The organism is Sphingomonas sp. Leaf257, from assembly GCF_001422185.1.
Taxonomy (GTDB): Bacteria; Pseudomonadota; Alphaproteobacteria; order Sphingomonadales; family Sphingomonadaceae; genus Sphingomonas; species Sphingomonas yabuuchiae.
On record NZ_LMMH01000001.1, the window covers coordinates 547,437 to 572,559 of the forward strand.

General features: G+C 67.5%; 30 protein-coding genes. 2 read left to right on the forward strand and 28 right to left on the reverse strand.

Features of this window, described 5'->3' with window-relative positions; genetic code table 11:
• Positions 1-71: 71 nt before the first annotated feature.
• The 19 genes from ASF14_RS02665 to ASF14_RS02750 all read right to left on the reverse strand — a co-directional run bounded on the left by ASF14_RS02665 (position 72) and on the right by ASF14_RS02750 (position 16,550).
• Complete coding sequence (locus tag ASF14_RS02665; RefSeq protein ID WP_056431001.1) at positions 72-608, reverse strand: hypothetical protein; 537 nt, start codon at positions 606-608, stop codon at positions 72-74.
• Complete coding sequence (locus ASF14_RS02670) at positions 601-798, reverse strand: phage tail assembly chaperone (RefSeq protein WP_056431004.1); 198 nt, start codon at positions 796-798, stop codon at positions 601-603. The genes ASF14_RS02665 and ASF14_RS02670 overlap by 8 nt, the downstream gene beginning before the upstream one ends.
• Positions 795-1,103, reverse strand: coding sequence for a gene transfer agent family protein (locus ASF14_RS02675; RefSeq protein ID WP_056431007.1), 309 nt, complete (start codon positions 1,101-1,103; stop codon positions 795-797). The genes ASF14_RS02670 and ASF14_RS02675 overlap by 4 nt, the downstream gene beginning before the upstream one ends.
• A complete protein-coding gene (locus ASF14_RS02680) occupies positions 1,100-1,507 on the reverse strand; it encodes a phage major tail protein, TP901-1 family (protein ID WP_056431010.1) in 408 nt (135 codons plus the stop codon). Before ASF14_RS02680 ends, ASF14_RS02675 begins: the two co-directional genes overlap by 4 nt.
• Positions 1,508-1,603: 96 nt before the next feature.
• Entirely contained in the window at positions 1,604-1,792 is a 189-nt protein-coding gene (locus ASF14_RS02685; protein ID WP_156360990.1) for a hypothetical protein, read from the reverse strand.
• A gap of 2 nt (positions 1,793-1,794) precedes the next feature.
• A complete protein-coding gene (locus ASF14_RS02690; protein ID WP_156360991.1) occupies positions 1,795-2,157 on the reverse strand; it encodes a hypothetical protein in 363 nt (120 codons plus the stop codon).
• Positions 2,154-2,573: a hypothetical protein gene (locus tag ASF14_RS02695; protein WP_056431019.1), complete on the reverse strand. Its 420-nt coding sequence runs from the start codon at positions 2,571-2,573 to the stop codon at positions 2,154-2,156. Before ASF14_RS02695 ends, ASF14_RS02690 begins: the two co-directional genes overlap by 4 nt.
• Positions 2,570-3,151, reverse strand: coding sequence for a glycoside hydrolase family 108 protein (locus ASF14_RS02700; RefSeq protein WP_056431022.1), 582 nt, complete (start codon positions 3,149-3,151; stop codon positions 2,570-2,572). The genes ASF14_RS02695 and ASF14_RS02700 overlap by 4 nt, the downstream gene beginning before the upstream one ends.
• 49 nt (positions 3,152-3,200) lie before the next feature.
• Positions 3,201-3,929 (reverse strand): hypothetical protein, encoded by a 729-nt coding sequence (locus ASF14_RS02705; protein ID WP_236696900.1) that lies wholly within the window; start codon positions 3,927-3,929, stop codon positions 3,201-3,203.
• Positions 3,929-4,288 (reverse strand): hypothetical protein, encoded by a 360-nt coding sequence (locus ASF14_RS02710; RefSeq protein ID WP_056431025.1) that lies wholly within the window; start codon positions 4,286-4,288, stop codon positions 3,929-3,931. The genes ASF14_RS02705 and ASF14_RS02710 overlap by 1 nt, the downstream gene beginning before the upstream one ends.
• 13 nt (positions 4,289-4,301) lie before the next feature.
• Complete coding sequence (locus ASF14_RS02715) at positions 4,302-6,899, reverse strand: hypothetical protein (RefSeq protein ID WP_056431028.1); 2,598 nt, start codon at positions 6,897-6,899, stop codon at positions 4,302-4,304.
• The gene (locus ASF14_RS02720) at positions 6,896-7,708 is read right to left on the reverse strand and encodes a hypothetical protein (protein ID WP_056431032.1); all 813 of its coding nucleotides are present in this window, start codon (positions 7,706-7,708) and stop codon (positions 6,896-6,898) included. Before ASF14_RS02720 ends, ASF14_RS02715 begins: the two co-directional genes overlap by 4 nt.
• On the reverse strand, positions 7,708-7,863 hold the full coding sequence (locus ASF14_RS21205; protein WP_156360992.1) for a hypothetical protein: 156 nt from the start codon (positions 7,861-7,863) through the stop codon (positions 7,708-7,710). Before ASF14_RS21205 ends, ASF14_RS02720 begins: the two co-directional genes overlap by 1 nt.
• Positions 7,860-10,517 (reverse strand): phage tail tip fiber protein, encoded by a 2,658-nt coding sequence (locus ASF14_RS02725; protein WP_056431034.1) that lies wholly within the window; start codon positions 10,515-10,517, stop codon positions 7,860-7,862. The genes ASF14_RS21205 and ASF14_RS02725 overlap by 4 nt, the downstream gene beginning before the upstream one ends.
• Positions 10,514-14,617 (reverse strand): hypothetical protein, encoded by a 4,104-nt coding sequence (locus tag ASF14_RS02730; RefSeq protein WP_056431037.1) that lies wholly within the window; start codon positions 14,615-14,617, stop codon positions 10,514-10,516. Before ASF14_RS02730 ends, ASF14_RS02725 begins: the two co-directional genes overlap by 4 nt.
• Before the next feature lies 1 nt (position 14,618).
• Entirely contained in the window at positions 14,619-14,825 is a 207-nt protein-coding gene (locus tag ASF14_RS02735) for a DUF1799 domain-containing protein (RefSeq protein ID WP_056431039.1), read from the reverse strand.
• A 131-nt stretch (positions 14,826-14,956) separates the two neighbouring features.
• Entirely contained in the window at positions 14,957-15,409 is a 453-nt protein-coding gene (locus tag ASF14_RS02740; RefSeq protein ID WP_056431042.1) for a hypothetical protein, read from the reverse strand.
• A gap of 1 nt (position 15,410) precedes the next feature.
• Positions 15,411-16,349: a phage tail tube protein gene (locus ASF14_RS02745; protein ID WP_056431044.1), complete on the reverse strand. Its 939-nt coding sequence runs from the start codon at positions 16,347-16,349 to the stop codon at positions 15,411-15,413.
• Between the two features lie 3 nt (positions 16,350-16,352).
• Positions 16,353-16,550 carry a hypothetical protein gene (locus ASF14_RS02750; protein WP_056431047.1) on the reverse strand — a complete coding sequence of 66 codons (198 nt, stop codon included), beginning with the start codon at positions 16,548-16,550 and terminating at the stop codon, positions 16,353-16,355.
• Positions 16,551-16,720: 170 nt separating this feature from the next.
• On the opposite strand from ASF14_RS02750, the gene ASF14_RS20600 reads away from it, so the two are divergent.
• Entirely contained in the window at positions 16,721-18,118 is a 1,398-nt protein-coding gene (locus ASF14_RS20600) for an AlbA family DNA-binding domain-containing protein (protein ID WP_082442028.1), read from the forward strand.
• Between the two features lie 16 nt (positions 18,119-18,134).
• Here ASF14_RS20600 and ASF14_RS02760 read toward each other — a convergent pair whose 3' ends face one another.
• From ASF14_RS02760 to ASF14_RS02790, 7 genes are all read right to left on the reverse strand, one after another.
• The gene (locus ASF14_RS02760) at positions 18,135-18,545 is read right to left on the reverse strand and encodes a phage tail terminator protein (RefSeq protein ID WP_056431053.1); all 411 of its coding nucleotides are present in this window, start codon (positions 18,543-18,545) and stop codon (positions 18,135-18,137) included.
• Positions 18,545-19,033, reverse strand: coding sequence for a phage virion morphogenesis protein (locus ASF14_RS02765; RefSeq protein WP_056431057.1), 489 nt, complete (start codon positions 19,031-19,033; stop codon positions 18,545-18,547). The genes ASF14_RS02760 and ASF14_RS02765 overlap by 1 nt, the downstream gene beginning before the upstream one ends.
• Positions 19,033-19,761, reverse strand: a complete 729-nt coding sequence (locus ASF14_RS02770; RefSeq protein WP_056431058.1) for a DUF1320 domain-containing protein — start codon at positions 19,759-19,761, stop codon at positions 19,033-19,035. Before ASF14_RS02770 ends, ASF14_RS02765 begins: the two co-directional genes overlap by 1 nt.
• The gene (locus tag ASF14_RS02775; RefSeq protein WP_056431060.1) at positions 19,758-20,207 is read right to left on the reverse strand and encodes a hypothetical protein; all 450 of its coding nucleotides are present in this window, start codon (positions 20,205-20,207) and stop codon (positions 19,758-19,760) included. Before ASF14_RS02775 ends, ASF14_RS02770 begins: the two co-directional genes overlap by 4 nt.
• Positions 20,208-20,273: 66 nt before the next feature.
• Positions 20,274-21,206, reverse strand: coding sequence for a hypothetical protein (locus ASF14_RS02780; protein ID WP_056431066.1), 933 nt, complete (start codon positions 21,204-21,206; stop codon positions 20,274-20,276).
• A gap of 46 nt (positions 21,207-21,252) precedes the next feature.
• A complete protein-coding gene (locus tag ASF14_RS02785) occupies positions 21,253-21,633 on the reverse strand; it encodes a hypothetical protein (protein ID WP_056431070.1) in 381 nt (126 codons plus the stop codon).
• 45 nt (positions 21,634-21,678) lie between these two features.
• Complete coding sequence (locus tag ASF14_RS02790; RefSeq protein ID WP_056431072.1) at positions 21,679-22,617, reverse strand: hypothetical protein; 939 nt, start codon at positions 22,615-22,617, stop codon at positions 21,679-21,681.
• Positions 22,618-22,879: 262 nt separating this feature from the next.
• Here ASF14_RS02790 and ASF14_RS02795 point away from each other — a divergent pair, with 262 nt between their 5' ends.
• Positions 22,880-24,346 carry an SGNH/GDSL hydrolase family protein gene (locus tag ASF14_RS02795; protein WP_168371495.1) on the forward strand — a complete coding sequence of 489 codons (1,467 nt, stop codon included), beginning with the start codon at positions 22,880-22,882 and terminating at the stop codon, positions 24,344-24,346.
• Between the two features lie 52 nt (positions 24,347-24,398).
• On the opposite strand, the gene ASF14_RS02800 is transcribed toward ASF14_RS02795, so the two are convergent.
• Entirely contained in the window at positions 24,399-24,683 is a 285-nt protein-coding gene (locus ASF14_RS02800) for a hypothetical protein (RefSeq protein WP_156360993.1), read from the reverse strand.
• Positions 24,680-24,886 (reverse strand): YozE family protein, encoded by a 207-nt coding sequence (locus ASF14_RS02805; protein ID WP_056431083.1) that lies wholly within the window; start codon positions 24,884-24,886, stop codon positions 24,680-24,682. The genes ASF14_RS02800 and ASF14_RS02805 overlap by 4 nt, the downstream gene beginning before the upstream one ends.
• Positions 24,887-25,123 lie beyond the last annotated feature (237 nt).

A 25,123-nucleotide genomic window follows, 5' to 3' on the forward strand; every position in this document is an offset into this window, starting at 1 on the left:
TCTCTCTCACCGCGACACCCCTCCGTCAGGGCTGCGCCCTGCCACCTCCCCTTGCAGGGGAGGAAAGATGCTCAATCCTCCGCCAGCGCCGCGCGCACCGCCCGCGCCACCTGTCGGCTGGAGCGTTGCAGCACGTCCGCTGCCTCGCCCGCCCCGGCGTTGATCGTGATCGCCACCCGCACGTCGCGCGGGGAACCACCGGGGCGCAGCGTCTCAACCCGCCCGCTGCTCGTCGGCACGAACACCTCCGGCCCGCGCTCACCGACCAGATAGGGGTGGTCGGGCGATACCGGCCCGCCGGTCGCCCGCCCCGGCAGGCCCGAGGCCAGGCTGCCCAACAGGCCGAGCAACCCGCCGTCGCTGAGTGCCCCCACCCCCTGTTTCAGCGCCATGCGCGCGATCTGGTCGAGCACCGACAGCGCCGTCGCCTTCAGTTCCTCGAAACCGAACTTGCCGGTCCGTGCGGCGCGCAACAGCGCCCCCTCGACCGAGCGCGCGCCGATCTCCGCCGCATCGGCCAGTCCGCGCGACAATTCGGCCCGCATCGACCCCATGTCCGCCATGAAGCCCCGCATATCGATGCGGGGTGCGAAATCCTGCTCATCCATCCGGATACATCTCCCGCAAGCGGGCGAGGGTGGCGGGCGAGGGCGGATCGCCACCCTCCGCCCCGCCCGTCATCGCCGCCACGATTCCCTGAAGCTCGGCCGGGGTGGCGCGCCAGAAGCGGTCGGGCGACCAGCCAAGCACCGCGCCCGCCATCCCCGCCAGCCGCGCCGCCACCTCGGCGAAGGTCATCGGCCGCCCAGTATCTGACGCAGCAATTGCCGCAGTATGGGTGCCAGCGCAGCCAGACCCAGATCGACCAGCGCCTCGCCCAGCTGTTCGCGGCTCAGCCCCTCGGGCACCTCGCGCAGGCAATGCCAGATCAGCGCCGCCGCCTCGCCCAGCGAAAGTTTGCCCTCGCCCGCCCGCTCGACCAGCTCGAACAACGGCCCCAGCTCGCCCTCCGCCGCGACCAGCGCCTGAAAGCTCGGCCGTACGACCAGCTCGCTGCCGCCGACCCGAACGCTCGCCTCGCCGCGCATCGGATTCGCGCTCATGCCGACACCACCGGGCCGGAGCTTTCCAGCGCCAGCGTGTAGGTCCGCTCGCCACCGAAATCGCCGCTATAGTCGAGGCGCGTGACCAGGAACCGCCCGGTCATCGACCCGCCGCTCTCGAAGCTCAGCCGATAGGTTTCGATCGTGCCTGCCAGGGCATGGCCGCGCATCCGCGACTCCGCCGCCGATCCGGTGAACACGCCCGCGCCCGCCACGCTGACATGCCGCACGCCAGCGCCCGACAGCAATTCGCGCCAGCCGCCCGAATCCTTGCTCGTCACCACCACCGTCTCGCCATTGATCGACAACTGTGTGGTGCGCAGCCCCGCCATCGTCGCGAAGGCAGGCGGCTCCGCACCGTCGCCAATCTTGAGCAGAAAGGCGCTTCCCTTTTCGATTGCCATGTCCTGTCCCCCCTATTGTCCCGTGCGCCACAGCCGGGCGCGCCATTGTAGCCGGTCAAAAATTTTGGCCATTAATTCGGCGAAACGGCCATTAATTCATCGCGCCGCTGCCTGGACCTGATCATGCAGCCGATCGGACTGGTCCCGCGCGGCGAGGTAAAACGCCTCCAGCTCGGCCTGATCGGCGTCGCTGACAAGCACGCTGAAACCCTCGTACAACCGCATTGCAGCGGGCGTTAAAGCGCCCACGATCTCGATCGCCTTGACGATCGTCGCCACGTCCATCGTCAGCATCCCCGCCGAATGAGTAGCGTCGTGATCGCCCCTCGCGCATTCACGACCTGGGACAGGAAGAGGCCGTCATGGTGGTCATAGGCGTCCCGCGCCGCCTTCACCTGCCGGAACGCCTGATCGTCCAGCGCCGCGACGCATCGCTTTTGCGCGGGATTGAGCGCATCGCTGTGCATCGCCGTCAGCGCCGCGATCGCCGTCGCCTGATAGGCCAGCTCGATCGACAGCGCCGCCTGTTCGTCGGCCCGGCGGTCCGCCCCCATCGTGGCGCAGCCGGGCAGCAATGCGACGATGACCAGCGCCGCGATCGTCATGCACCCCGGCACCGCGAGCAGGACGACATCCCAGGCGCGCTTCACCGCGCACCCCGCAGCCGCTCGACCGACTTGGCCAGCCCATAGCCGGACGCCAGCGTCCCGATCAGGACGACGATGTCGGTCGGGATGCCCGCCAGAAAGCCGGTGGAGGCGGCCACCATCGCCTTCGCGGCAGTCGGCGAGACGACCGCGACCAGGCCGACCGATGCCGCGCCCAGCGTCGGGATCGCCATCAGCGCGCCGACGCAAAGCGGCCGGATCGACCGGGCCAGCGCGGTCATCCAGGGCGGCGCGCCCGGCCCCAGGTCCAGCGTGTCCAACCCGCCCAGGTCGTCGCCCAGGCGAAGCCCTTCGGCCATGGCGGGGTCGAAGGCGATCGGCGGCGGCAGGCCCGCCGGGTCATGCGTCCCCGCCTCGATCGGCGAGGGCGAGCCTTGGTCACGAAGCGTCGGGGTCATGCGGCCTTCCTGATGGTCATGGAAAAGGGGAAAGCGACGCGCAGCGCCCAGCCGAGCATGAAGTCCTCATTGGCGGCGCGCGCCTCGGCCAGCTCGACGTAACGCGCGCCCTGAAGGGCATTCAGATAGGTCAGCACGGCGTTGCGGCCGACCAGCCCGCGCCGGGCGATCAGCGCGCGCAGGGCCGACGCGGTGGCGGGTCCGGCACTGCCGTCCACCTTCAGGTCGGGATAGTCACGCCCCTGCCGATTCAAGGCATTCAGCACGCGCTGGAGGAAGACGACGGCGACCGATACGCCCATATTGACGCCGGTATCGAAAAGCTCGGCCGCGATGTCGCGGTCGACGGCGGCGATCCAGTCCAGGCCGATGCGATCCCAGTACAGGCGGCGATAGATGGACAGCGCCCGCGACTTGGGTAGGGCCGCCATCGCGCCGGTATAGCCATCGGCGCGGGCCACGGCCTCGGTAATGCCCCATTGGGTCGCGCCGCCCCGGTCGGACGGATGGTCGCTGAAGCCGCCCTCGATGCCCAGCGTGTGGGCGGCGGCGTCTTCGAAGGGGGACAGGTCAGCCATGCCCCCCGATAGTCGGAACGCCAGTGCCCCGTTGGGGGGCGCTGGCGCATCAGGCCCAGTCGGCGATCGCCATGGGCAGCTTGGACGTGCCGTCGCCCTGCCGCTCGAACGTCTCCAACTTCGGTAGCCTGCCCCAGTGGATACGCTCGTTCAGGCCGTCCGTCGCCGCCTCGTCCTCGACGACGAGGAAATCGCCGGTCGTGCCCAGGTCGAGCTGCATCGCATACAACCGATCGCGCAGCGTGTCGGACAGGTCGACCATCGTCCAGGCATAGCCGCCCGCGACCGCCCCTTTCTCCCCGCCGAAGCCGCCCGACCAAAGCCGCTCCGACCGGCCGGTATCGACCAGCGGGCGGCCCGAGCCATATTCATACGCCGAACGCATCGTCTGTCCCACAACAGCCACCCCGGCGCTGATCGGCGCGGCGGCGGTGACGCGGAGCTGGACGTAACGGGTGACGACCGGCGCGGGCAGCACGCAAAGCCCGTGACGCAGGACGGGCGGGCGGCGATGGCTATGCGCGAAGACGCCCGGCACCGCCGCCCCGTCGAGGCCGGGCACGACGGCAAAGCCATCGGCCGCGCTGGCGGTGGTGAAGCCCAGGACAACGCGGTCGATCGCCTGCGCCGTGCCCAGGTCCAGGACGATGATGGCCTGGGCGGCGGCGGCGGCAAAGGCTTCGCGTGGGCTGGGCGTCGCCAGATTGGCGCGGCCGGTTCCCGCCGACGACCGCGCCTCGTCGACGGTGAAGGCGATGGGGTTCACAATCGACAGCATCAGGCCCCCACGCGCTTCAGGATGGTCAACGAGGTCGTGCCGTTGTCCAGCTCCTGCGCTCCGATTACGAAGACGAGGTCGCCGGGGCGATAGTCCAGCCGGGTGCAGTCGGCGACGATGCAACGGCCTTGCAGGTCCGCCCGCGCACCCGCCACGATCGCCACGTCCTCGACGAGCGGATAGCCGTAGAACGCGGCCAGCCGCGCCCCCTCGGCCTGCGCCCCCGCCTCGGTCGCGAAGGGCGAGGCCGACGTGATCGTCCGCCCCTTGGGAAAGCGGGCGGCGGAGGCGGTCGCCACCGGCAGCTCGCGCTGGGGGGCCTTGAGCTGGGCGGCATATCCCGCCGCGACTTGGGTCATTGCATTTCTCCGGTCATGCCGCCTGGCTTACGAATGCCTGATCCGTGCGCAGCTCAGTTTCGCCGGGTGGCAGCGCTGCGGTGCGGATGTCGAACAGCTTTACGACATTCGTGACGCGATTAGATTGTACCCGACCGCCGGTCGGGCGATCGACGAAGAGGCCGACCGGGCAGTCGCGGATATCATTGTCGTTGGCGACAAAACGGGTGCGATATTGCAGGCGCTGAATACGACCGGCCAGCGTGAAGGTGGTCGGGCCAGTGCCTGACACCGCGATCGCACGATTGCAGCGGACGATGACGTTCCCGTAGATTTCGAGGTCGGCACAGTCGAAATCGCCGCCCGGCCCGATCGCCCAGGAATAACCGTAGAGGTCCGCGTCGGAACAGTAATTCCACCGGACGATGGCGCGCCCAAGCGTATTGATGCCAATGCAGAAGTTGTGGCCCTTTACGTTGTTGCATTCGACCAGGGCGGTCTGCGACAGCACCACGATCGCGCCCTTGCCACCGCCAGTGTAGGCGGCGACGCGGTTGTGGCGGACGATCGCATGGCATGGGTTGGCGACGTAAAATTCATTGTTCCGGCCAATCTGAATACAGTCCGCCTGAACCCCTTCGGGCGGCGGGATCAGATTACTTTCGACGATCGCGATGCCCCCGACACCCTCGACATACACGCCATCGCCCGCTGTCAGACCGAGATTGTCATGGATGTGGCAACGCCGAACCGCCACGTCCTCCGACAATGCGTTGCCGGGCAGAGGGATTTCCTGAAACGGAAGCGCGCGCAGCTCGACCACATCGCCGATCGCGGCGGTCCCGGTGATCGTGAACAGAATGCCGACCGTTGTCGAGGAATAGGCGATTTCGCCGCTGGCAGTGCCGCCGACCGTTCCGTCCGGGCGAAGCACGCGCCATTGGGTTGCGGCACCGCTGCCGCCCGTGGTGCATTCCACACGAAAGACGCCGGTCAGCGCCGCTTCCGTGGCCCCGACCCCTGTCACCTGGACATTGGCCGGTGCCGATTGCAGGACGGCCATCGCCTTGCGGGTGTTTCCGCGCAAAGCAACGGCGATCGCGTTACGGTCGGACCGCGACCCGTTCCCCGTCACTTCGCAATTGTCGATGATGATGCCCGAGCCACCATAGGCATTGATCCCGCGCTGGGTCGCGCCGGTGATGCAAAGCCCGTCCAGCCGCCAGAGAGTCGCGCCGTTCTCGTCGACGCCATTCAGCCCGCCGCCCACGCGGGGTGGGGCTCCGGCACCGAAGGCCGTGTAGGTACAGCCATAGATGGGCAGAAGCGTCTCGGCCCAGGCACCGCCCCGCGCCAGCCGCACATCGCTGCCCGCCGCCAGCACACCGAGCATCGCCGCGACCGCCAGTGATTTCCACGCCGTCGCCGGGGTCTTGCCGTCCGCCGTGTCGTCGCCGGTCGGCGAGACATAGCGCGCCGCGTCGACCACCATCGTACCCGTCGCGGTCCAATGCTCCAGCGCCCCGTCCGACAACTCGCCGCGCACCTCAACGGACCGGACCGTGCCGTTCAGCGGCGTGCCCCCGGCCGCGTCGGCGCCGACGATCAGCCGCGACAGCCCGGCGGGCGGCTCTCGCCAGCAATCGTGGCGCAGCATCCCCGCCGCTGCCAGCGTCCAGCCCCTGGGCGACACGCGCAGCGCCACCCGCAAGCGCCCCGGCCCCAGGACGCGCGCGATACGCGGTCGCCATGGGCTGGCGGTCGAGGTGACGGACAGCGCATTGTCGATCGTGCGGCTGACCGCGATCTCGCCGCCGGTCGGCGACACAAGGGTCAGGACGCGCCGATCGACGCCGTCCGCGCGATCCAGCTCCAGCTCGATCAGGATCGTGTGCGGCCGGGAATAGCGCGACGCGACATCGGCCAGCGTCTCGGCCCCGCGCGTGACCGGCTGGCCCAGCGTGACGATCGGACTTGTGATGCGGTCCAGCTCGACCTGCGGCAGGATGATCAGCACCTCGGACCCCGCCCGCACCATCAGGCGCGCCTGGCCTCCGGTCGCGGTCGCGGTGTGGATGCGGCCGACCCGCCGCCATTCGGGGCCGGTGAAATCCGGCGTCGACCCGCCGCCCCCCGTGACGGTCAAATAGCCGGAGCCTTTGACGCACCGGACATAAGCCGAAATGCCCAGCCGCTGCCCCCCGGCCGCGTTGGCGAAGGGGACCGCGAAATCCGTGTCGCTGGGATTGATGCAGCGAATGACCTTGCCCGACATCACGCCCGCCGCCAGCAACTCGTCGAAAATGCCCGACGCGGCCAGCGCCGCGCTGTCGTCGGCGACCATGATGTCCGCACCGGCGGGGCGACTGGAAAGCCGGGCATAGCCGTCGATCGAGGTCGGCGCGGCATTGCGCATCGACAGGAGGTTGGTAGCGGCAGGCTCCAGCTTCAGCCCGCCACCCGACACGATGCGCGGCTGTCCGGCGGGTGACAGGCGCAGCCGCCCGTCCGACGCCAGCGCGATCCCGCCCGCGCCGATAATCGTCAGCCCGGCCACGTCGGCCGCGCGCGCGAAGCTGCGCTTGCCGACAGAGAAGCGACCGCCTGCAAAATCGACCTTCAGCTTGCTCATGCCCAAGTCCCCTGAAGGACCAGGCGCAAGCCCTCGGCATCCTTGCCCTCGGCCTGGACCGCCAGCGTGATGAGGCTGTCCAGGGCGACCGGCGCACGGGTGATCGTGGGCTGGGTGGTGCCCGCCGCCCGGCTGGATCGCTGCCCAGGCAGGACGCGCAGGGGTGACGAGAGGATCGACGCCCCACTGATCCGCAGGTCGGCCTGGATGCCGAGCGTCCCGGCCGGGGATTGATCCGGCTTGCGCACCGACAGGCTGGCGGCCGACAGCATCATCGCGGCAGGCGCGATCATCCATCCCGCCTCCTCGTTGACGCGAACGATCTCGTCATCCGCATAGCATCCGATGGTCAGGGTGAAGGGCGCGCCGACCGCCCCGACGACCTGGCCCGCGTCGACCAGCACGCCATCGGTCTTGCGAATCATCAGATGGCCGGTCGCCTGATCGACATAGGCGTTCGCCACGCCGACGCCCTGGGGACCACGGTCGCCCGGCGGGGGGCTGATGACCGCCGATCCGGCCAGCGCCTCGGTCGAGGCGATGAGAGACAGCACCTTCCGGGAAAGGGCGTAATTCTCATTCATGATCGGCAGCAGGAAATAGGTCAGCCCGGTCGCGCTCGCGCCCGGATAGGGCTCGACCAGCGTCAGGCTGGTCGGGCCGTCGACCGATGCGACCGGATACACCCCACCCGCGATGTTGAGCACCAGGCCGTCATAGCCCGCAAGCCATGACGATCCGGTGCCCGTCACCGTGCGCGACCCGCGCGTGACGGCGATCGTGCCCGCCTGTTCGAAGGGACTGGCCATCACTCCGGCTCCACGATGCCGAAGCCGTCGACCAGCGGGTCGACGACTTCATACGTCTCGCCGGGCGCGAGCTGGGCGGCGATATCTTCGCGGGGACAAAGGACCTTGCGCAGGCGCGCGCCGTCCGGCCCCAGGATCACGATCAGGACCATCATACCTTTATCTCTTCGACGTAGAAGTTGGACCCGGCCTCCATGAAGCCTTGGTCATTGCCGCCGCCATAGGCGACGAAATCGATCCAGAAGCTGTGCGAGCCAGCGGGAAGACCGGCAAAGGCGCGGCCATAGTTAAACGGCAGCCGGACCGACCGGAAACCGTTGATGACGCAGGCCGTGACCCAATACCATTTGGTGTCTATGACGGTGTCCGCACCATCGGTGGTCCGCCCGAACACGAAGTAGCCCGCGTAATCGCGGCCGGGGCGCGGTGCCATGTTGCACTCGATCCGAATGCTGCTGTCGGCGAGCTGCTTGGTCACCCCGAGCGTCAGATAGCGCGATCGCCCGCCATCGCTGTTCGGCAATGCGACATTGCCCGCCAGCTCGGCGCTGTAGCTGCGCCGGATCGCATAATCGGCCAGCGCTGGCGTATCGATCGACTTTACCTTGAAGCGGTCGACCCGGACGTCCGGCATGTAGACGCCATCCTTGTCCGCGTGAAAAAGCTGCTTCTCGGTTTCGTCAGGCAGGGCGATGGTGAAGGCGTCGGTGGAAAACGCGATCGCTGACACGCCATTGTCGATCGCGATCCCCATGCCCGCGACGTATTTCTTGCCGCCTTGGGTGGTCTGGACCTTCAGCGTATATTCGGCCGACAGGCCTTTGATCTTGTCGGCCACCGCTTTCATGGACTGCTCGAGCGTCGCGTCACCGACATTGTCCAGGCGAGCAGTGAGCGTCTTCACGCTCTCCGCGACGGTGCCGGTGGCCGTCCTGTACGATTTATCGACGGTCTGGATCGCTGACTCCAGCGTGACCGTTTCTCCATTGAGAATGACGGTCACGCGCGTGCCCAGGTTCTGGATGCGCTGGGCGATCAGATTGCCGTCCTTATCGATAAGGACTTCGCGCAGGTCCTTGATCGAAGCTTGCCGATCCAGACCCTCTTGCGTCACGCGCGCGCCTATGTCGTCGACGCTCTTGATGACGGCGCTGTTGGCATCGACCCGCGCCTTTTCCTCCTTGACCTGCCACGCCGACACGGCTTCGCCGAAATTGGCGATCCGCTTGTCGACGGCCTCGAAGGAGGCGAAATTCGCGTTGGCGATGGTGCGGCGCAGCTGGGTCATCCCCGCTTCGACCTCGCCCTTCACATTGATCCCGGCGACCTTCTTTTCGTTTTCGTCGAGGCGGCTGGTCAGCTGCTGGAAGCTCTCGGCGACCTTGCTGCCATCTTTTTCGATCCGGGTACCCAAGGTCTGGATCGCGACGAGGTTCTGGCTCGCGAGGGCGCTCGCCGCGCTGATCGCAGCCGAGCCGTAATCGATGTTGAGCGCGGCCTGTCCGTCGATCGCCGACTGTAGAAGCCCGGTCAGCCTGCGGCCGACCAGATTGGCCGTGACCGCGTCGGCCTTATCGACAGCCTTCTGCACCCCATCCGTGAGCGTCGTCGCCAACTTGTCGAGCGTCGAGCCGTCACCGAACGCCACGTCGCCCGCCAGCACGGCGGCGCTGATCTCGGCATCGGTGTGGACGCGGTGATTCTTCTGCCAGCCGACCTTCACATTGGCGATCGGCGCATAGGCCGCACGCCGCTCGACATCCTCGAACACCACCGTCTCGACCGGGTCGGCAAAGGCGATGGGGCGAAGCGCGATGCGCTTGTCGGCGGTCACGCCCCAGGACAGCGAGGCGCGCAGGCACAGGCGGTCCAGCATCTGGGCAGGCGTCTCGCTGGCATCGTCGGCGTGCAGCCCGGCCGGATCGGGGCGAAGCGCGGCGATCGCCGCCAGTCCGTCCACGACCGGCCCCTCGGCGGCGGCGGAAATGGCGGCGGCGATGCCGGGCACATGCTCGACATAGCCGGTGCCCAGCTCACCGCGCAGGTCGGCGGTCAGGGTGGACGGCTGGGTCCAGAACTTCACGCACGCGATGGAGGGGGCGGCGGCGCACCCGCCCTCGGGCACCGATGCAGCCTTCAACGCGTCGAGCGTCGCGGCGACCGACCCGGCCCAGGCGACGGTGACGATCGCGACCGGGCGGCCCTTGTCCTTGACCGCGTCGAACGCCGAAAGCGCACGCGCCGGGTCGCCGAACTCGTAGATATTCCAGGCGGCGAGCAGGACGCGCCCCTCGACATTCCAGCACCGGCCCCAGCTCCGGCGCTTCACCCGCCCCTTCGCCGCCGCATCGCCCTCAATGCCGCCGGTCCCGGCGAAGCTGTCCTTGACCAGCGGTTCGCCCAGGCGGCCCGCCATGTCGGACAGGGTGAACACGAACCGCCCGGCGCTGACCGAATAGCCCGCGACCGTGCCCGCCAGACGTACCTTGAAGCCGGGGTCGGCGGCCTCGTCGTCGGCGACGGACACGGTGATGGGCGCGTCGTTCCAGACCAGCCCGGCGATCGGCGCACGGGTCGCGGCCATGGCGGGGGAAAAGCCGATCGCGCTGGCCTGCGCCACCGCGCCCCCGGTGAAGCCGTCCTTGCCGAAGCCCAGCGCCGATTCGATGCGCGGCACGCTGATGACGCCCGCGCGCCAGTCGGACTGGCCCTTGAACAGGTAATGGGTGCGCCCGCCGCCAGCGAGGCGGATGTCCACCGGCTGGCCGGTCGCATCGCTGGGGCGTGCCTCGACGATGACCGTCTTCATCGGACATAATCCCGCTCGACCAGCGTCCGGTCGGGCACCACCGTCAGGCCCGCATCCTGCCTGCCCTGATCGACCAGCTCCTGGAGCAAGGCGGTCTGCGCCTCGGCCGCCTTCAGCATCTGCGCCGACAGCGCGTTGCCCGTCTCGATCGCGCTGGTCTGTGCCGCCTGGACGCCCGCCGCGCTGTCGACGCGCTTGGTCTCGATGTCGATCAGCGCGCGTGCCGTGTCGCCCGCCGCCTTGCGGTCGGCGGCATATTCCTCGCCGCCCGTGCCGAACGCGTCCTTCGTCGTCGCCAGCAATTGCCGGTACAGCTCGGCCACGCGGTCGGCCGCGCCGTCCTTGCCCTGTTCGGCATCGGCGCGTGCGGTGGCGATGTCCTTCAACAGGCTCTGGCGCCGGTCGACGGCCGAGCCCTCGAACAGGTCGCCGCCGGACATGCTGGCCAGCAAATCCTTCAGGCTGCCGACCCGCGATTTCAGCGTGTCTTCCAGAAGCTTGGCGCGCTCGGTCGCGTTCAGCTTCTCGACCTGGAGCAGGTCCAGGCCGTACGCCTTGGCCAGCCGGACGCGCTCGGCGGCGGTGCGGTCGAACGTCTCGAACACGGCCCGGAGCTGGCCGGTCAGCCCGCCCAGCGACCGTTCGAGCTGCTGGACCTTCACCGCCTCGGCGACCGCCTTGTCCAGCGATCCGGAGCGTTGCAACGCCTTTGCAACGGCGGGCGACACGTCCTTGACCGCACCGTCCGCGATCGCGTTGCGGATGGCGATCTCGATCGCCTCGGCCTCGTCCTTGCCATTGTAGAGCAGCGGGATGCCGGGATGCTTTTCCGACACACGGCTGCTGCCGCCGCCGTCGACGCGGTAGTAATCCTCGCGCTTGCCGATCGAGACGTTGAAGCTGCCGACCTCCGCGCCCAGGGCGTCGGCAATCTTCTGGATGCCGGACTGGACGTTCTTGGCGGTGCCCGACAGCGCCTCGCTGATCTTCTCGTCGCCGCCCAACGCGGCCTTGCCGTCGACCGAGCTGATCGTGGCCCGGCCGGACTTCACCCCCTCGAACAGCTTGCCGATGATGCCGCCCGCCAGCCCGGCGATCGCGCCCGCCCCCGGAATGCCGGTCAGGCCGCCCAGCGCGCCGCCGATCATGCTGCCGGTCGCGCTGGTCTTGATGCCGACCAGATTGGCGATCGACGACGCGGCCTGCCCCTCGAACGCACCCGCCAGCCCCTTGCCCGCGAATTTGCCCAGGTTCTGACCGATCTTCGACGCCGTCTCGGGATTGGTGAACAGGCCGATGGTTTTGGTCGAGATGCCGCCGATCGCCTTGGAAAATAGCTCTTCGGGACTGCGAATGGTCCGGCGCGGGGCGGTGACTTTCACCTCGGGTCCGTCGATCCCCTCCGCACCGGCCGGAGGCGGCGCGGCGGGCGCGGTCCCGCCCGGAGCCTTTTGCACCGCAGTGGCGGCACCGCTGGCAGCGCGGGCAAGCGTGTCCAGCGCGGTGCTGGCCTGCCCGGTGCGGGTGGACACGATGTCGAGCGCGTCCGCCATGCGGGTCGACGCATCCTCGACAATGCTGGTCCCGGTGACACTGTCTTCCAGCTGCTGGAACAGGTCGCCAAACAGGCTGTCGACGATCTTCTCGGCCGACACGCGCGAGAAGCTTTGCATGATCCGCTCGGGCAGCTTGTCGAGGCCGCTGTCGCCGGAAATGGTCGCGGTCAGAAGGCCGCGGATATCGGCGATACCGGCGAGGTAGATCCGCTGGCGCTGGACCATCCGGTCGAGCAGCCGCTCCTGTGCCGACAGCGCCTGGGTGGCGGCGAGGATCGCGTCTTTCTGTTCCTCGGTCAGGGGACCGCGCTGGCGCTCCAGCTGTTGGATCGTGCGCAGCGCCTCGGCCTGATCGCGGTGGCCGTACAGCATTTCTTGCCCGACGGCGTAAGCGTCGCGCTGGCTTTCGACGAAATCCTGGATCGGGCGGTTCAGGCCGTCGCGCACGACGCCCTTCGCCTCCTGCGCCTGAGCGATCAGGTCCTTGAACCCCGGCGGCTTCTTGCGCGCCAGATCGTCCATGATGTCGTCGAGCTGGCGCAGGGCGGCATTGGCCTGGCGCACGGCGGGCGGCGTCCGGTCGAACGCATGGGTGATCCCGGCGATGCGCGCGGCGGCGTCGCGGCCGAACTCGTCGCGCGCGTCGTTGCTCTTCGGCTTCGGGGGCTTCTTGCCCCTCGCGTCGCGCCGGAGCCCTTCGGCCAGCTTGCCGTCGTCCAGCGACTGGTCGATCAGGTCGGCGATCTTCTCCTTTGCGCCCGACGCGGCGCGGTCGATGATCGCCTGCTGGAATTGCTCTCGGGTAATCTTCAGGCCGGTGAAGTCGAACTTGTCGGTCACGCGCAGGACGTCGGCGGCCGATGTCCGCCCGGCCTCCAGGTCGGTGACGACGCCGCGCAGGTTGCGGGCATTCTGCCGCGCCTGATCCGACCCGGTGATCGCGCCTGCCAGATAGCCCGCCGGTCCGCGCCCTTCCAGCGCACCGCGAAAACGCCCGGCCGCGCTGATGCTGTCGACATTCCCGAACGTCTCGCGGGCGCTGTCGCGCTCCTTCGCCGCCGTGCCGCGCAGGTTCAGGGCGGTCAGCCGCGCGTTGAGGATCAGCAATTCATTCTGTTTCTTCAGCTTGCCGCTGGTCAGGTCGAACATGCCGCCCAGCACGCCCTGCGCCTCGGCCAGACCGTCCGCGCCGACCTTCGCCGCCTCGGCCGCTTCCTCGGCCTTGAACAGGTTTTCGATGAACGGGAGGATCACCGCCGCGCCGACCGTCAGGGCGATGCCCCAGGGGCCGGTCAGGAACGCGCCGACCTTGCCCGCCGTGCCGGACATTTCCGACATCGCATAGCCCATCTGCCCCATCTGCTGGGTGAAGGCGCGCACCACGTCGCCGGTCGTGATCGCCTGCAACCCGAAGTCGCCGAATTGCTGGCCCATGGAGCGCACGGCGAAGCTGTTGCGCCGGGCCTCCGCCTCCGCCTCGGCGGTGCGGCGGGCGGCTTCCCGCTGCGCCTGGGCGAGCTTGATGGCGGCGATCGCGGCGGCGGCTTCCTCGCGCTCCGTCTCGGTCGTGGCCGCCGCCAGCCGGGCCTCGGCCGCCGCCAGCTCGGCCGCCTCGCGCGCTGCCGCACCGCGCGCCTGGCTCTGGGCGGTGGTGGCGCGGGTCGAGTCCTCGGCCGACCCGGTCGCCTGATCGGTGGCGGTCGCCTGCTGGCGCGAGGCGTCCGACGCGGTGGCCGACGCCTCGGCCAGCGCCTGCGCGGCCTGTGCCGTCGAGCCCGCCGCGTCGCCGCTGCGCTCCAGCGCCTGGGCGAGTTGGCCGGTGTCGCCGGCGCTGGCCTGGGACTGGGTGGTCAGCGCGGACACGGCGGCGGTCGCTGTCGCGGATGCCGCCGTGCTGTCGCGCAGGGACTGGGAATAGGCCTCTTCGGCGACCTGGGCGCGCTGGCGTGCCTGGGCGAGGTCGGCCGTCGCCGTCGCGATCGCCTGGGCATCGCCCGCCGCATGCGCGCTGCCGCCTCCGGGCGACAGGGTGATGGTCGGATTATCGGGCGTCAGCTCGACGCGGCCCTTCGCCTGGGCCAGCTTCGTCTCGGCCGCCGTCACCGCCTCACGTGCGGCATCGCGCTCGGCCTTCGCCAGATCGGATGCCGCACGCGCCGCCTCGGCCGCCTTGGCGGTGGTGGCAGTGTGGGCGCGGGCGACACGACCGGCGGCGGCGACCAGCTCGTCCGCGCCGGACGCCGCGCCGCGCGACTGGTCGGTCAACTGGCCCAGCGCGGCGCTCGCCTGTTTCGTCGATCCGCTCGCCGTGATCGCGGCGCGGCCGGTGCCCTCCAGCGCAGTCGCGGCCTCGCGTGCGGTGGTGGTGACGCCCGCCGCGCGCGAGGCCTCGCCGATCGCCGTGACCAGCGCGCGGGCCTGCGTTGCCGCCCCCTCGGCGGCGGTGCCGATCCCGGCGATGGCGGCGGCGCTGTCCTTGGCCGCGCCGACCAGGCCGGAGCCATCGGCCTTCAGCCGGACGGAAACGATCAGGTCGCGACTCATATCATGCCAGCGCGATCAGGGCCGCGCGCTCCATCATTTGCAGGTCGAGGAAGAGGTCGGCCGTCATGGCGATCGCCAGCATGTCGGCGGTCGGGCGGACGGCGGCGTAATCCAGGCCGAGCCGCCCGCCCATCGCGTGGAATCGCCACTGGCTGGTCAGCGCCATGAACAGCGTGACCACGTCCACCTCGTCGGGGCCGATCTCCACCGTGTCGTCGCGCCGTCCGGCCGCGCGGCGCGCCTCGATCGCGGCGATCGCGGCGGCGGCGCTGTCGGTCGCGGTGTCCTCGGCCGGTTTGGTGCCGCCGCGACCCTTGGCCCAGCCAGTCGCGACGGCCTTCAGTTTCCCGCGCGGGCCTTGGGCTGACCGGCGAGGCAGGCGCGGAAGGCGTCGAAGATGTGGATGAACATGCCACCCTCGTTCATGAGGCTGCGCAGGTTCGGCGCGACCAGCGGCTTGCGCTTGCCCCCTGCGTCCAGGTCGGTCAGCCACGTCTCCGGCACGTCGAAGCGCAACGGCTCCTCGTTTTCGGCGTGGACGCCGCGCCAGTCGGTCGCAATCTGAGCGACCAGCTCGGTGTAAAGCTGCGCACGGTCGGCCCCCTCCTGATCCTCCAACGCCTGGACGCGGACGACTTCGCCGATGAACGCGGTTGCCGCATCCACCTTGAGAAGGCGGAAGCGCATCTCGATCATGAAGGTTTGGACGCTGCCATCGTCCATGACGACGGGAAAGGTGACGGGGGTCCAGGCGCGCGGCTGGGCGACGATGCGGTAAATGGGCTGGGTCATGTCACTTGGCCGTGATGATGAGGTCGTCGGGCGTGGTGCCGACGTTCAGCTTCCCCGTGATCGAAATCATGAGGACGTTGTTTTCGTCGGACAGCTCGATGTCGGTGATTTGCAGATGGTCCGACTTGAACTGGAGGATATTGCCGGGCGTGGTGCCGTGATCGAGCTGCACCGGGATTTCATCGCCCTTGCGAAGCGTGGTGAAATAGTCCTTCGCGCCGATCGTCGGGCATTCGGCCAGCACGCGGCAGGTCAGGCCGTGATTGCCGCGATTGATGTAGTTCGCGCCGACCAGGTTGCGTGGCGTGATCTCGGCATTGGCCTCGCCGGTGAAGCTGCGCAGGTTGGCCGCAAAGCCGCCCAGAAGGAAATCGGTGTTGGCGGTGTTGACCTCCACCGGGTCCTTCCACTGGTCGAAGGCGACGGCACCCGGCGCGGCATCGGTGATCGCCCCGGCCGCCGGGAGCAGCGCGGTCATGTCGATCTTGATGAACGGATACTGCCCGGCGGTGAAATCCCAGGAGAAGGTCCCCCGGCCGCCCAGGCCGACCCGCTTCTGGGTGCCGTGCCAGTGATAGGCGGTGGCGGACGACAGAAGCGCGCCGATCGCGGCGAAGCGCTGCACCGCGCTGGTATTGGCGGTCAGCACGGGCGCGGCCATGCCGCACGCCTCCAGATGCTCCATCCAGGCGGGGGCGGTCCCGGCGGCGCCTGAACCCGCCAGCTCCAGCTCGTAACCATAGGTCTGGCGCTCGTTGGACGGCGCGTCCTTGGAGCTGCCGCGAACCGGACGATCCAGATTGCGCTGGATGCGGTCGACGACCACGGGCTTGGCGGTGAAGTTGCGGGTCAGCGCGGCATTGACGGCACCCGTGGGCGCGGCGTCGGTGGCGTAGGTCGCCTCTTTCTTGAAAAAGAGGACTTTGACGGCGTCGACCATGGGTCAGTCCTTGTCGGTGGTGGCAACGGGGGGCGCGTCGGGCGCGGCCTCGGCCAGCGCGGGGTCGGGCTTGCCGCCCAGCGCCTTCAGGCGCGCAGGACCCGACACGGGGAGGTCCCACTGGTCGAGCGTGCGCCCGGTCGCATCGACCGGGCGGGGCTGGGTTGGATCAGCCTGGGTTGTCTTGGGGCCAGCGGCCATCGGTCAGCGGTCCTTTTGCCGGGATTGTGCCGACAGTCAGACCGGATTTCGCGCGCGCGCGCGGGGGGCGCTGGCGCAGTCGGTTCAAACAAACTCGCGCGATGAGTTTAGAATTGAATTAATTCACCCGCTATGTTTGCTTGATCGACCTTGCTTCCAGGAGCTTTCAGATGCCGCGCTACAACCCCTTCAAAAAGCCATTCGAGGAAATAGGGGTCGCGGATTTGCAGTCTCTCCAGTCCGTGTCGGAGGGCTGGTACGTTGAATACAAGCGTGAAGCGTCCAAGGCCGACGCCATGGCTAAATCCGTTTCAGCTTTTGCAAACACGCATGGCGGTTGGCTTTTTTACGGCGTCACGGAAAAATCGAAGGAAGATGCCGTGGCCGGGGCATTCCCTGGAATACCAAAAATGGATGTCGATCCAGCACTACGACGGCTCCGCCAAGCAATCGCCAATTCGGTCAATCCGTCGCCGCACTATGAGGCGCGAGCAATTTGGGGGCCAAATCTGGAAATAGGGCTTGCACCGGATCACGCGGTGATTTGCATCTATGTGCCTAAGGGGCCCAATTCGCCCTACGTCCACAAAAGCGGTCAGATATACCGGAGAGTTGCCGACGGATCGGAGCCTAAGCCGGAGAATGACCGTTTCGTCCTCGATCAACTTTGGCGCCGATCGGACGCAATCAACAAGGAGTTTGAAGAATGGGTAGCCCGCGACCCTGAATTTTCAGAAGGTGAGACGAAACGCCCCTACATTCGCTTGTTAATGATTGCCGATCCATGGGGTGATCGGGACGCATGGCTCGATGCCTCGCTTTCCGAGGTTCGCACTTTTCTGAAAGCAGAGCAATCAGATGCTTATGCTATCCCATTCGATACTGTATACACGTCAGCCAATGGCTTTGTCGGTCGTCAGATTCGTCATAATAATCCCAACAGTTTTGGGCTAACCTATCGCTTGCGGCGCGATCTTGTCAGCGAACTCATCATTCCAATGCCACTTCATAAACCACGGAATATTGACGATCTCCGAGAAAGCCTTATCCACTATCGTCATGCAGACCAACTTTGCAAACTATTCGATCAGCAAGGATATGAAAACCCAAAAGTCGTCGACCTAAATTTCGTCCTGAATATTTTTATGGCCGTTTCTGAACTTCAATCCAAGATTTTAAATAGAGCCGGATGGAATAATGGATATTTCTGCAAGGCAGTTCTACTTAACGTTTGGCGCACAATTCCCTTTTTGAATTCCCCCACAGTCTTACAGGAATATGAAAAGCACGGCATACCGATGATGATGGACGGCAGGGTCGTTTCGCGTCCAGATTCGCGCCCAGATTCTTTCAAAAGCGTCGCCCAGTTTGATGAAGTTGAAATGCCTTCAGCGAAATTTGCGCTCCAAGGCTTGGACATGTTTTGGCCCATAGCAAACGCCTACGGCATTCCGATGTTCGAAGCCGAGGACGAAGGTGAATACCGGAATTTCTTAAGTGAATTGCTTGCGCTTGGGCCCAGCGCAATCGGTGCCCAAACAGCGCGAAATGCGCGCCTGGATGGCTAGTCTGTTCAGGGACCGACTAGCCCCTCATCCGCAAACGATACGCGCAGCGCAGCCGGACCTCCCACGTCACGCTGCCCGCGCTGACATTCGCCAATCGGCCGCCGACATAATCGACCGGGCTGGACGCATCCGGATGCGTCCAGCCGACGACCAGCTCGATCACGCGGTCCTCGCTCGCCTTCAGCTCGTCGGACACCTGACCTTGGCCGATCCGGGCGGCGACGGTGACGAGGACGGAGAAGTCGAACGTCACCCGCTGGTCGCGCGCGCCGGACAGGGTGTTGGGCGCGGCGGTGTCGGCGGCGGGGACGACGAACAGCGCAGGCAGCGCGCGGGGCAGGTCGGACTGGGCAGGTGCCTCCAGCACGCCGTCGACCGATTTGAAGCCGGTCCGCAACACCGCGACGATGGGGGACAGGGTCAGCATCAGGCGGCAGTCCCAAAGCCCAGATGGCGGGCCAAAGCGCCGATCGCGTAGTCGGCGTTCACGTCGGTGAAGCCCACATACGGACGCGCCGGGATGATGACCTTGGCGACGATCCGGCCGCCGAAGGACAGCGCCTTTTTCTCGCGCGGGCGGATTTCGCCGCCGGTCTGGTGAATCAGGGCATAGACGCCAGCGCCCCCCGATCGCTCCGGCCCGGCGGCGGCGAAGTCCGGCCCCCAATCCTCGGTGATCGAATTGCCCAGGTCGCCGGTCAGGGTCAGCGTCTTGCCGCCATGCTCAATCACACGCCGGGACGGGATCCACTTCTTGCCGGTCGGGTCCGTTTCCGTCTCGAACCGCTCGCGCGTCGTGTCGGCGAGGTGCCCGGCGATGTCCTTCATGGCCGGGGTCATGTCCGTGCCATCGGCCGCCAGCCGATTCATGGCAGCGGTCACGTCCTCCTGGATGGTGATCGCGATGTCGACCATCAATAGCCCTTCAGCCAGTCAGGATAGGCGCGCTGGCCGGGCGCGATGACGACGGGGGCATCGCTGGCCGCCTCGGCCGGGGTTTCTGCGGCGGGCAGGCCCAGCGTCGCGTCGCCCTTCTGAATACGGACCAGCAGCGCCATCGCCGCCTTGGCCTGGTCGGCGATACCCTCGGGCGCGCCGCGCGGATACAGCCGGGCGCGGGCGAGGTCGCCGACCGCCATTTCCACGATGCGCGGCACGGTGGCGAGCGGCAGGGCGTAGCGGCTGGCGATATGTGCCTCGACGATCGCCTGGGCATCGACCAGCGCGCCGATCAGCAGGTCGCGATCGATCCGGCCGGAGCCGTCCGTGTCGGTCATCCGGACGACCTCGTCCAGGCTGAAGCGCTTGACCAGCGCCGCGATCGACAGCCAGCCCGCGCCGCCGTCCGGCGTCGCCCAGACCGACTCGATCAGGACGATTTCGACCTCGCTTTCCAGCGTCTGGCCCTGCGCATCCTCGGCCCGGACCGTGACCGCGTACCGCTCGCCGTCGCTGCCGCCCGACAGCGCCAGCGTGACCACGCCGCCCGCCAGTGCGGCGCTGGCGACGAGCGCGGCGGCACCCGGCACGAGGCCCCGCGCGGTGACGGTCACGCCTCGGATGGCGGCGATCGAAGCGGACCCGGAAAAGGCGACAGCCGGGCGAAGTGTCTCGCCCGGCTGCTTGATGATGGTGGCGATCATGCGCCCGCACGCTTCGCCTCGATGGCGGCGATGATCTCCTGTACCGTCGCGTCGCCGGTCAGTTCGACACCCTCATTCGCTGCGATCGCGATCAGCTCGGGCTTTTTCTTGCCGGTCAGCACGGGGATTTCCGGCGGCGGCGGGGTGTTCTGGGTTTCCGCCTGGCCGGAGGTGTCCGCGCCTTCCGGGGCGGGCGTCGAGCCGGTCAGGAACAACGGCACCGACGACGACTGTGTCATGGCGTCCGCCTGCGCCGCCGCAAGCTGTTCGCGCAGGAGGAAATTGTCGGCAAAATCCTCGTCGTCCACGATCGCTTCGCGGGCCAGCAAGTCGCGCCGCGCCTCGTCCTCAACCTGGTCGTTGATGTCGAAGCGGATCGGCGCGCCGGGCAGATATTCCTTGCCGCCGAAAATGACGGTCCGCTCGACCTTGTAGGGGTAACTCATGGCAGGTGCTTTCCAGTCTGGGGAGGATTGGCGGGCGGCTGGATCGCCGCCCGCAACGGATCGGGATCAATTCGGCGAGAAGGCGTTCTCGAAGAAATATCCCGCCTGGGCCGCGATCACGCGTTCCTTGACGCTCTCGCCGACCAGCACGGCGGTGCCGCCGCGAAGGCCCATTTCGCCCGGCTTCAGCTCGCGTTGCGACGCCTGCCGCTCGCCCCAGGTGAAGGTGCCCGCGAATGTCGGCGTCTCACGCGACAGGACGGGGGCCTTGTAGGTCAGCGCCAAGTGGTTGCCCCAGAGGCGCGACACGATCGGGGCCTGACCTTTTCGCGTCTGGTTGCCGAACGCCTGGCCGACCACGACCTCGCTGACCTCGAACAGCTCGGCCACCTCCTGCTTGGTGACGAGGCCGCCGCCGTTGGTGCCGCGAATGGCCTTGATGACGCCCGCGTTGCGGCGGAACTTGGTCCAGCCGCGCTGGCCGAACACCATCTGATTGGGACGCATCAGCGGCTTGTCCAACGCGTCCGTGATGAGGGTCACGGTGTCGGTGTTCGGATTGTCCAGCACATCGGTCGTCGCGAGCGTCGTGCGCAACGCCGGGTCGTAGGTCGCCGGATTGAAGATCGTCCCGGCCGCACGGATTTCGCGCCGGATTTCGATCAGCTCGGCCACCAACGCCGCCGCATTGCCCAGCGGGTCGTACCGCTCGTCGGCATTGTCGACATCGGCTTTGGGGACTGGCGACTCCAGGCCGTGATCCTCGGTGGCGTCGGCGATCTCGACGCCGTCCATCGTGACCTGGTTCGCCTGGCCGCGACGGCCGATCAGCGTTTCCGGCGTGTTGAAAAAGGTGTCCATGCCGTACTGCATGAAGCTGAAGGCCTGCTTGCCGACCTCGATACGGGGCATGACGATGTCGGCGATGTATCCGGCATTCTTGTAGGCGATGGCGATCGCGGTCAGGTGCGGATCGATAGGATAAGGCGACTGGGCCATGGAAAGCGTCCTGAAAGAGCGTTGAAACGGGGATGAAGGGGCAGCGTCAGCCGGTCATGAAGCCGGGCGCGGGGCGGTAGGCGAGGACATCGCCCAGGACACCGGTCGCCATCGAAAAACCGATGATGCGCACGCGCACCCCGGCGGCGGGGGTGGCCTCGACGGCGCGGCCCTGGGCATCGGAGGTGATCGGCTTGCCGCGACCAATCGGGCCGCCATAGCGAACCTCGGGCAGGCCGCCGATCGCCGCGTCGAAGCGCTCGCCCTGGACGGCGGGCAGTTCGACATTGGTCGCGATCAGTTCGTCGGTCGGGCCGGTCGCCGGGACCAACGTCTGGTCGTCCGCCCCGAATTTTAGGATCAGATAGGGGGCAAGCGCTGCCCCCGCGCGGAAATTCTTGGTCAGTCCGTCCGTCCGGCCAGCCATGGTCTAAAGCTCCTGTCGTGTCGTGTCTGGGGAAGCCCGCGCCGGTCAGGCGTCGGGATTGGCAGTGACGTGGCGCACGGCCGCCTGCGTCGTGATCGGCTTGCCCGCCTTCCGCTGGGCCTCGGCATAGGCCTGGGCGCGGCGGGCGATGTCGGCGGGCTTCGGCGCGTCGCCGGGCTTCTTGTCGGCGGGCGCGGCCTCGCCCAGGGCGACGACCGGCTGCGCGCCGTCGAACAGCGACTTGAAGGCGGCGGCGGCGGTCATGCTGTTCGCGTCGCCCTCGCCGAAGGCCACCGGCTGGCTGGCGTCGAGCAGGTCGAGCAGGCCGACCACCTTGTCCTTGCCCGCCGGGGCGAGCTTCACATCGGCGATCAGCCCTTCGGCAAAGGCGACATGCTCGGCATGGCGCGCGTCCTGGTCGCGCTTGGCCTGGTCCGCCTCGCGCGCCTTCAGGGCATTTTCGCGCTCGGCCAGCGCGGCTTCGCGCTCCGCGAACGCGACCGCGTCCGGGGTGCTGGTGTCTTCGGTGCTCATGGAGTCCTCTTCGATGGAAAGCGTCACGACGCCGATCGCGGCATCGGAAAAGGCTACCGTCCCCAGACCCTTGATCGCCGGAGCCGCGCCGCCCAGGAAGCCGACATGCTGGAGATACCAGCTCCCCGGCTTCGGGTTGTTGGGGCTCGACGGCGGATAGAGCTGGGGGGAAATCTTGCGGTAATGCCCGGCCTCGACCGCTTCGGCGAAGGCGGGCGCGACTTCGGACGGGTGCGCGACCAGCACGCCATTTTCCATCGCCAGCGAGCCGATCCAGCCAAAGGCGGGCGCGTCGATCTTGGGATGGCCGACGACGATCGGCGCGGGATCGCTTTCCCGGTCATAGGACGCGATGACCTGGTCCAGGTCCGACTGCGTGAAAGTCACCTTCGTCCCGTGAATATCGGTGAAGGTGCCGGGGCGCAGGATTTTGATGGGGGGCGGTGCCATGCCGCCGGATTAGGCGGAGGCGGCCATCCAGTCGGCCTGCGCTGGCGCAGGCCCGAAAAGTCCAACTCCACGCAGATACGCGGGGCCACATGATCAGGTCAAGTTGATCGCCCGCAAGTCAAGCGATCCGGCATTCTCGGTGAGCTTTTTTACAGGGCCCCGCTGCTTGTGTCCTTATTCGAGATTCCGCGCCAAGCCTCGGGATTGCAAGACGACCGTCGCAAATGCAGGTGCGTGGCTTCGGGGAAAACGGGGACAATCCATGAGCACTCGCACGACACTTCCAGTCGCGCTTTCGATGATGATCGGAAGCTGTTCGGTCATGATGAACGGCAGCGTCGATTCCCCCGATGGCTTTCCTTTTCCGGTGCCGGGAGCCACCGCCACTCCGACCCCAACGCCGACGGCCACCCCGACGCCCAGCGCGGGAAGCCCCGACCGTTACATGTTCGCTTTTACCCGTCTGCGGATGCCCAGCGGCCCGCTCGTCACCGCTGCGGCCGACACGCCGTTCGTCATGACGCGGATCGTGGCGGGGTCGCCGCAATATCGGCTGTGGGGCGTGCGTTGCCACTTTTCGGGCTTCGCCTCCACGGAAGGCGGCATGGCGCCGCAGGAGTCGATCCTGCCGGGCAATGCGACGCGGATCGACGGCTTCTGGCTGTCGATCGGGCGCACTCGGGTTCGCGCGACCTTTGCCGACGCCATGACCGCCAATGTGGACAGCGGGACGACCGGCGTCTGGACCGACGAGATTGACTTCGCAGGCGGCATTCCCGCCAACAGCGATGTCGGCATGACCACCGCGTACCACACCGCCGCCGGTGAAAAGCAGATTCCGGTCTATCGCATCCAGTCGAACCGGGGCGAACGGGTCTGGGGCGGCACCGATCTCGCTTCGGTCACGGCGCATCTGGATAGCCCCGGCGATTTCAGCACCGCTTCGCTCGACACCGGCTCGGGTCAGGCGATGCCGCAATATTACGGCCCGGACGTTTGCCTGGGCAAGGGATGGGACGGCAATCCGGTCGTGCTGGGCGCGGTCGATTCCATCGGCGAGTCGCGACAGGAATATGCGGTCGAGGCCGATACGCGGGGCAATCTGGGCTGGCTTCGCAAATGGCTGGACACGGCCGATGGCACCTATGGCCGGACGCCCCATTTCCTGATCGGAATGCCCGGCGCGCGGTCGCAATATGAACTGGCGGCGGGCGCGACACTGCGCTGGCAGGTCATCGACCAGGCGGCGGCGTTCAACACCGGTCGCGCCCTGCCGTTCACGGTGCTGGTCAACCAGCTGGGCCAGAACGACCTGAACAGCAAATTTGCGACCATGCGGGCCAACTATACCGGTTTCCTCGACCGGTTCGCCGCGCGTTATCCCGGTATCCGCGTGGTGGCGACCGGCGTCCTGCCGCGTACCTCCAGCACGGACCTGTGGATGTCCCGCGCCAACCAGACGCTGGTCACCGGCAACGAATGGGGCACGGCGGGCGGCCGCTGGGGCACCGGCTTCAAATGGCAATTGGAGGCGTACAAGGAATCCGGCGCTGAGGGCCGCATCGCAGGCTACATCGACACCCGCCCCTTCTGGTATGACGACACCGCGCCCGGCACTTGGCCGGTCCTGTCCAGCCAGCCGAGCCCGGAAGGCGTCCACCCCTATGCGGTCGCGGTGACCGCGATCGTCGGGGCGATCCCGCAATCAGGCAAGGCAAAGCTCCGCTGATCGACGGTCCGTGGCGCGATCAGGTCGCGCCACGGACGACGGCCGGACCATTTCACTCCGCCGCCAGACGCTCCGCCCGAATCATCCGCATTCGCAAACGGTCGCTGGCAAAGGGCGGGTCGCGCTGGATCGCAGCCGCCGCATCGAGATAGGTCGTATTGTCGTCCGGACAGCGCCGGGCATTCCGGCTGAGGACCGCATCGCGCAGCGCCTCGCTTTTGGTTGCGCGCCACGGCCAGCATGTATCGAAGACGCGCAGCCGCCAGCGCGGATGCGTGTCGGTCGGGAAGGCCAGAGGATCGGGGACCGCCTCCCTCAAGACAGTCCGAAGCATCACGCGCAGCCCCATTCCCGCACGGCGGTATCCAGCATGTCGATCGCATCGGCACCCGCGCCGGTGGCGGTCAGGTAAGTCCGCACGCCTTCGGGATCGGCGGTCCGTGGGAATGCCCCGTCCCGGCGCACGTAAAACGCGAAAAGCCCCACCCAGTCGTCGCGTTCAGACTGCGCGACCAGCCACGCCCCAAAATCCTGCTTCAATGTTCTGACTCCCATAAGAACAGAACGTGAACATGGATCAATCGATGTTGGTTTGTCCAGACGGCATCGAGCGACCGGAATGGAACAGGCCGTGTACGCCGCGCACACGGTCACTGGATGGGGTCGGGGCTATTTAGCCGGGGATGGGCCGCAAATTCTCAACCAAAGCGCTCTGGCGTCCTGCTACGCCAGAAGCTCGCGGACCCAGGAAAGCACGGGCAGCACGACTCGGACGCC

What these genes read in the sequence shown, in the direction of transcription:
- ASF14_RS02720 (WP_056431032.1), bottom strand. Translation starts at nt 7,708, where the DNA reads ATGGCCAGTCCCTTCGAACAGGCGGGCACGATCGCCGTCACGCGCGGG.
- ASF14_RS02665 (WP_056431001.1), bottom strand. Translation starts at nt 608, where the DNA reads ATGGATGAGCAGGATTTCGCACCCCGCATCGATATGCGGGGCTTCATG.
- ASF14_RS02785 (WP_056431070.1), bottom strand. Translation starts at nt 21,633, where the DNA reads ATGGCTGGCCGGACGGACGGACTGACCAAGAATTTCCGCGCGGGGGCA.
- ASF14_RS21205 (WP_156360992.1), bottom strand. Translation starts at nt 7,863, where the DNA reads ATGATGGTCCTGATCGTGATCCTGGGGCCGGACGGCGCGCGCCTGCGC.
- ASF14_RS02765 (WP_056431057.1), bottom strand. Translation starts at nt 19,033, where the DNA reads ATGGTCGACATCGCGATCACCATCCAGGAGGACGTGACCGCTGCCATG.
- ASF14_RS02795 (WP_168371495.1), top strand. Translation starts at nt 22,880, where the DNA reads ATGAGCACTCGCACGACACTTCCAGTCGCGCTTTCGATGATGATCGGA.
- ASF14_RS02680 (WP_056431010.1), bottom strand. Translation starts at nt 1,507, where the DNA reads ATGGCAATCGAAAAGGGAAGCGCCTTTCTGCTCAAGATTGGCGACGGT.
- ASF14_RS20600 (WP_082442028.1), top strand. Translation starts at nt 16,721, where the DNA reads ATGCCGCGCTACAACCCCTTCAAAAAGCCATTCGAGGAAATAGGGGTC.
- ASF14_RS02710 (WP_056431025.1), bottom strand. Translation starts at nt 4,288, where the DNA reads ATGACCCAAGTCGCGGCGGGATATGCCGCCCAGCTCAAGGCCCCCCAG.
- ASF14_RS02760 (WP_056431053.1), bottom strand. Translation starts at nt 18,545, where the DNA reads ATGCTGACCCTGTCCCCCATCGTCGCGGTGTTGCGGACCGGCTTCAAA.
- ASF14_RS02775 (WP_056431060.1), bottom strand. Translation starts at nt 20,207, where the DNA reads ATGAGTTACCCCTACAAGGTCGAGCGGACCGTCATTTTCGGCGGCAAG.
- ASF14_RS02715 (WP_056431028.1), bottom strand. Translation starts at nt 6,899, where the DNA reads ATGAGCAAGCTGAAGGTCGATTTTGCAGGCGGTCGCTTCTCTGTCGGC.
- ASF14_RS02670 (WP_056431004.1), bottom strand. Translation starts at nt 798, where the DNA reads ATGACCTTCGCCGAGGTGGCGGCGCGGCTGGCGGGGATGGCGGGCGCG.
- ASF14_RS02675 (WP_056431007.1), bottom strand. Translation starts at nt 1,103, where the DNA reads ATGAGCGCGAATCCGATGCGCGGCGAGGCGAGCGTTCGGGTCGGCGGC.
- ASF14_RS02750 (WP_056431047.1), bottom strand. Translation starts at nt 16,550, where the DNA reads ATGGCCGCTGGCCCCAAGACAACCCAGGCTGATCCAACCCAGCCCCGC.
- ASF14_RS02725 (WP_056431034.1), bottom strand. Translation starts at nt 10,517, where the DNA reads ATGAAGACGGTCATCGTCGAGGCACGCCCCAGCGATGCGACCGGCCAG.
- ASF14_RS02730 (WP_056431037.1), bottom strand. Translation starts at nt 14,617, where the DNA reads ATGAGTCGCGACCTGATCGTTTCCGTCCGGCTGAAGGCCGATGGCTCC.
- ASF14_RS02780 (WP_056431066.1), bottom strand. Translation starts at nt 21,206, where the DNA reads ATGGCCCAGTCGCCTTATCCTATCGATCCGCACCTGACCGCGATCGCC.
- ASF14_RS02745 (WP_056431044.1), bottom strand. Translation starts at nt 16,349, where the DNA reads ATGGTCGACGCCGTCAAAGTCCTCTTTTTCAAGAAAGAGGCGACCTAC.
- ASF14_RS02685 (WP_156360990.1), bottom strand. Translation starts at nt 1,792, where the DNA reads ATGGACGTGGCGACGATCGTCAAGGCGATCGAGATCGTGGGCGCTTTA.
- ASF14_RS02700 (WP_056431022.1), bottom strand. Translation starts at nt 3,151, where the DNA reads ATGGCTGACCTGTCCCCCTTCGAAGACGCCGCCGCCCACACGCTGGGC.
- ASF14_RS02770 (WP_056431058.1), bottom strand. Translation starts at nt 19,761, where the DNA reads ATGATCGCCACCATCATCAAGCAGCCGGGCGAGACACTTCGCCCGGCT.
- ASF14_RS02705 (WP_236696900.1), bottom strand. Translation starts at nt 3,929, where the DNA reads ATGCTGTCGATTGTGAACCCCATCGCCTTCACCGTCGACGAGGCGCGG.
- ASF14_RS02695 (WP_056431019.1), bottom strand. Translation starts at nt 2,573, where the DNA reads ATGACCCCGACGCTTCGTGACCAAGGCTCGCCCTCGCCGATCGAGGCG.
- ASF14_RS02740 (WP_056431042.1), bottom strand. Translation starts at nt 15,409, where the DNA reads ATGACCCAGCCCATTTACCGCATCGTCGCCCAGCCGCGCGCCTGGACC.
- ASF14_RS02790 (WP_056431072.1), bottom strand. Translation starts at nt 22,617, where the DNA reads ATGGCACCGCCCCCCATCAAAATCCTGCGCCCCGGCACCTTCACCGAT.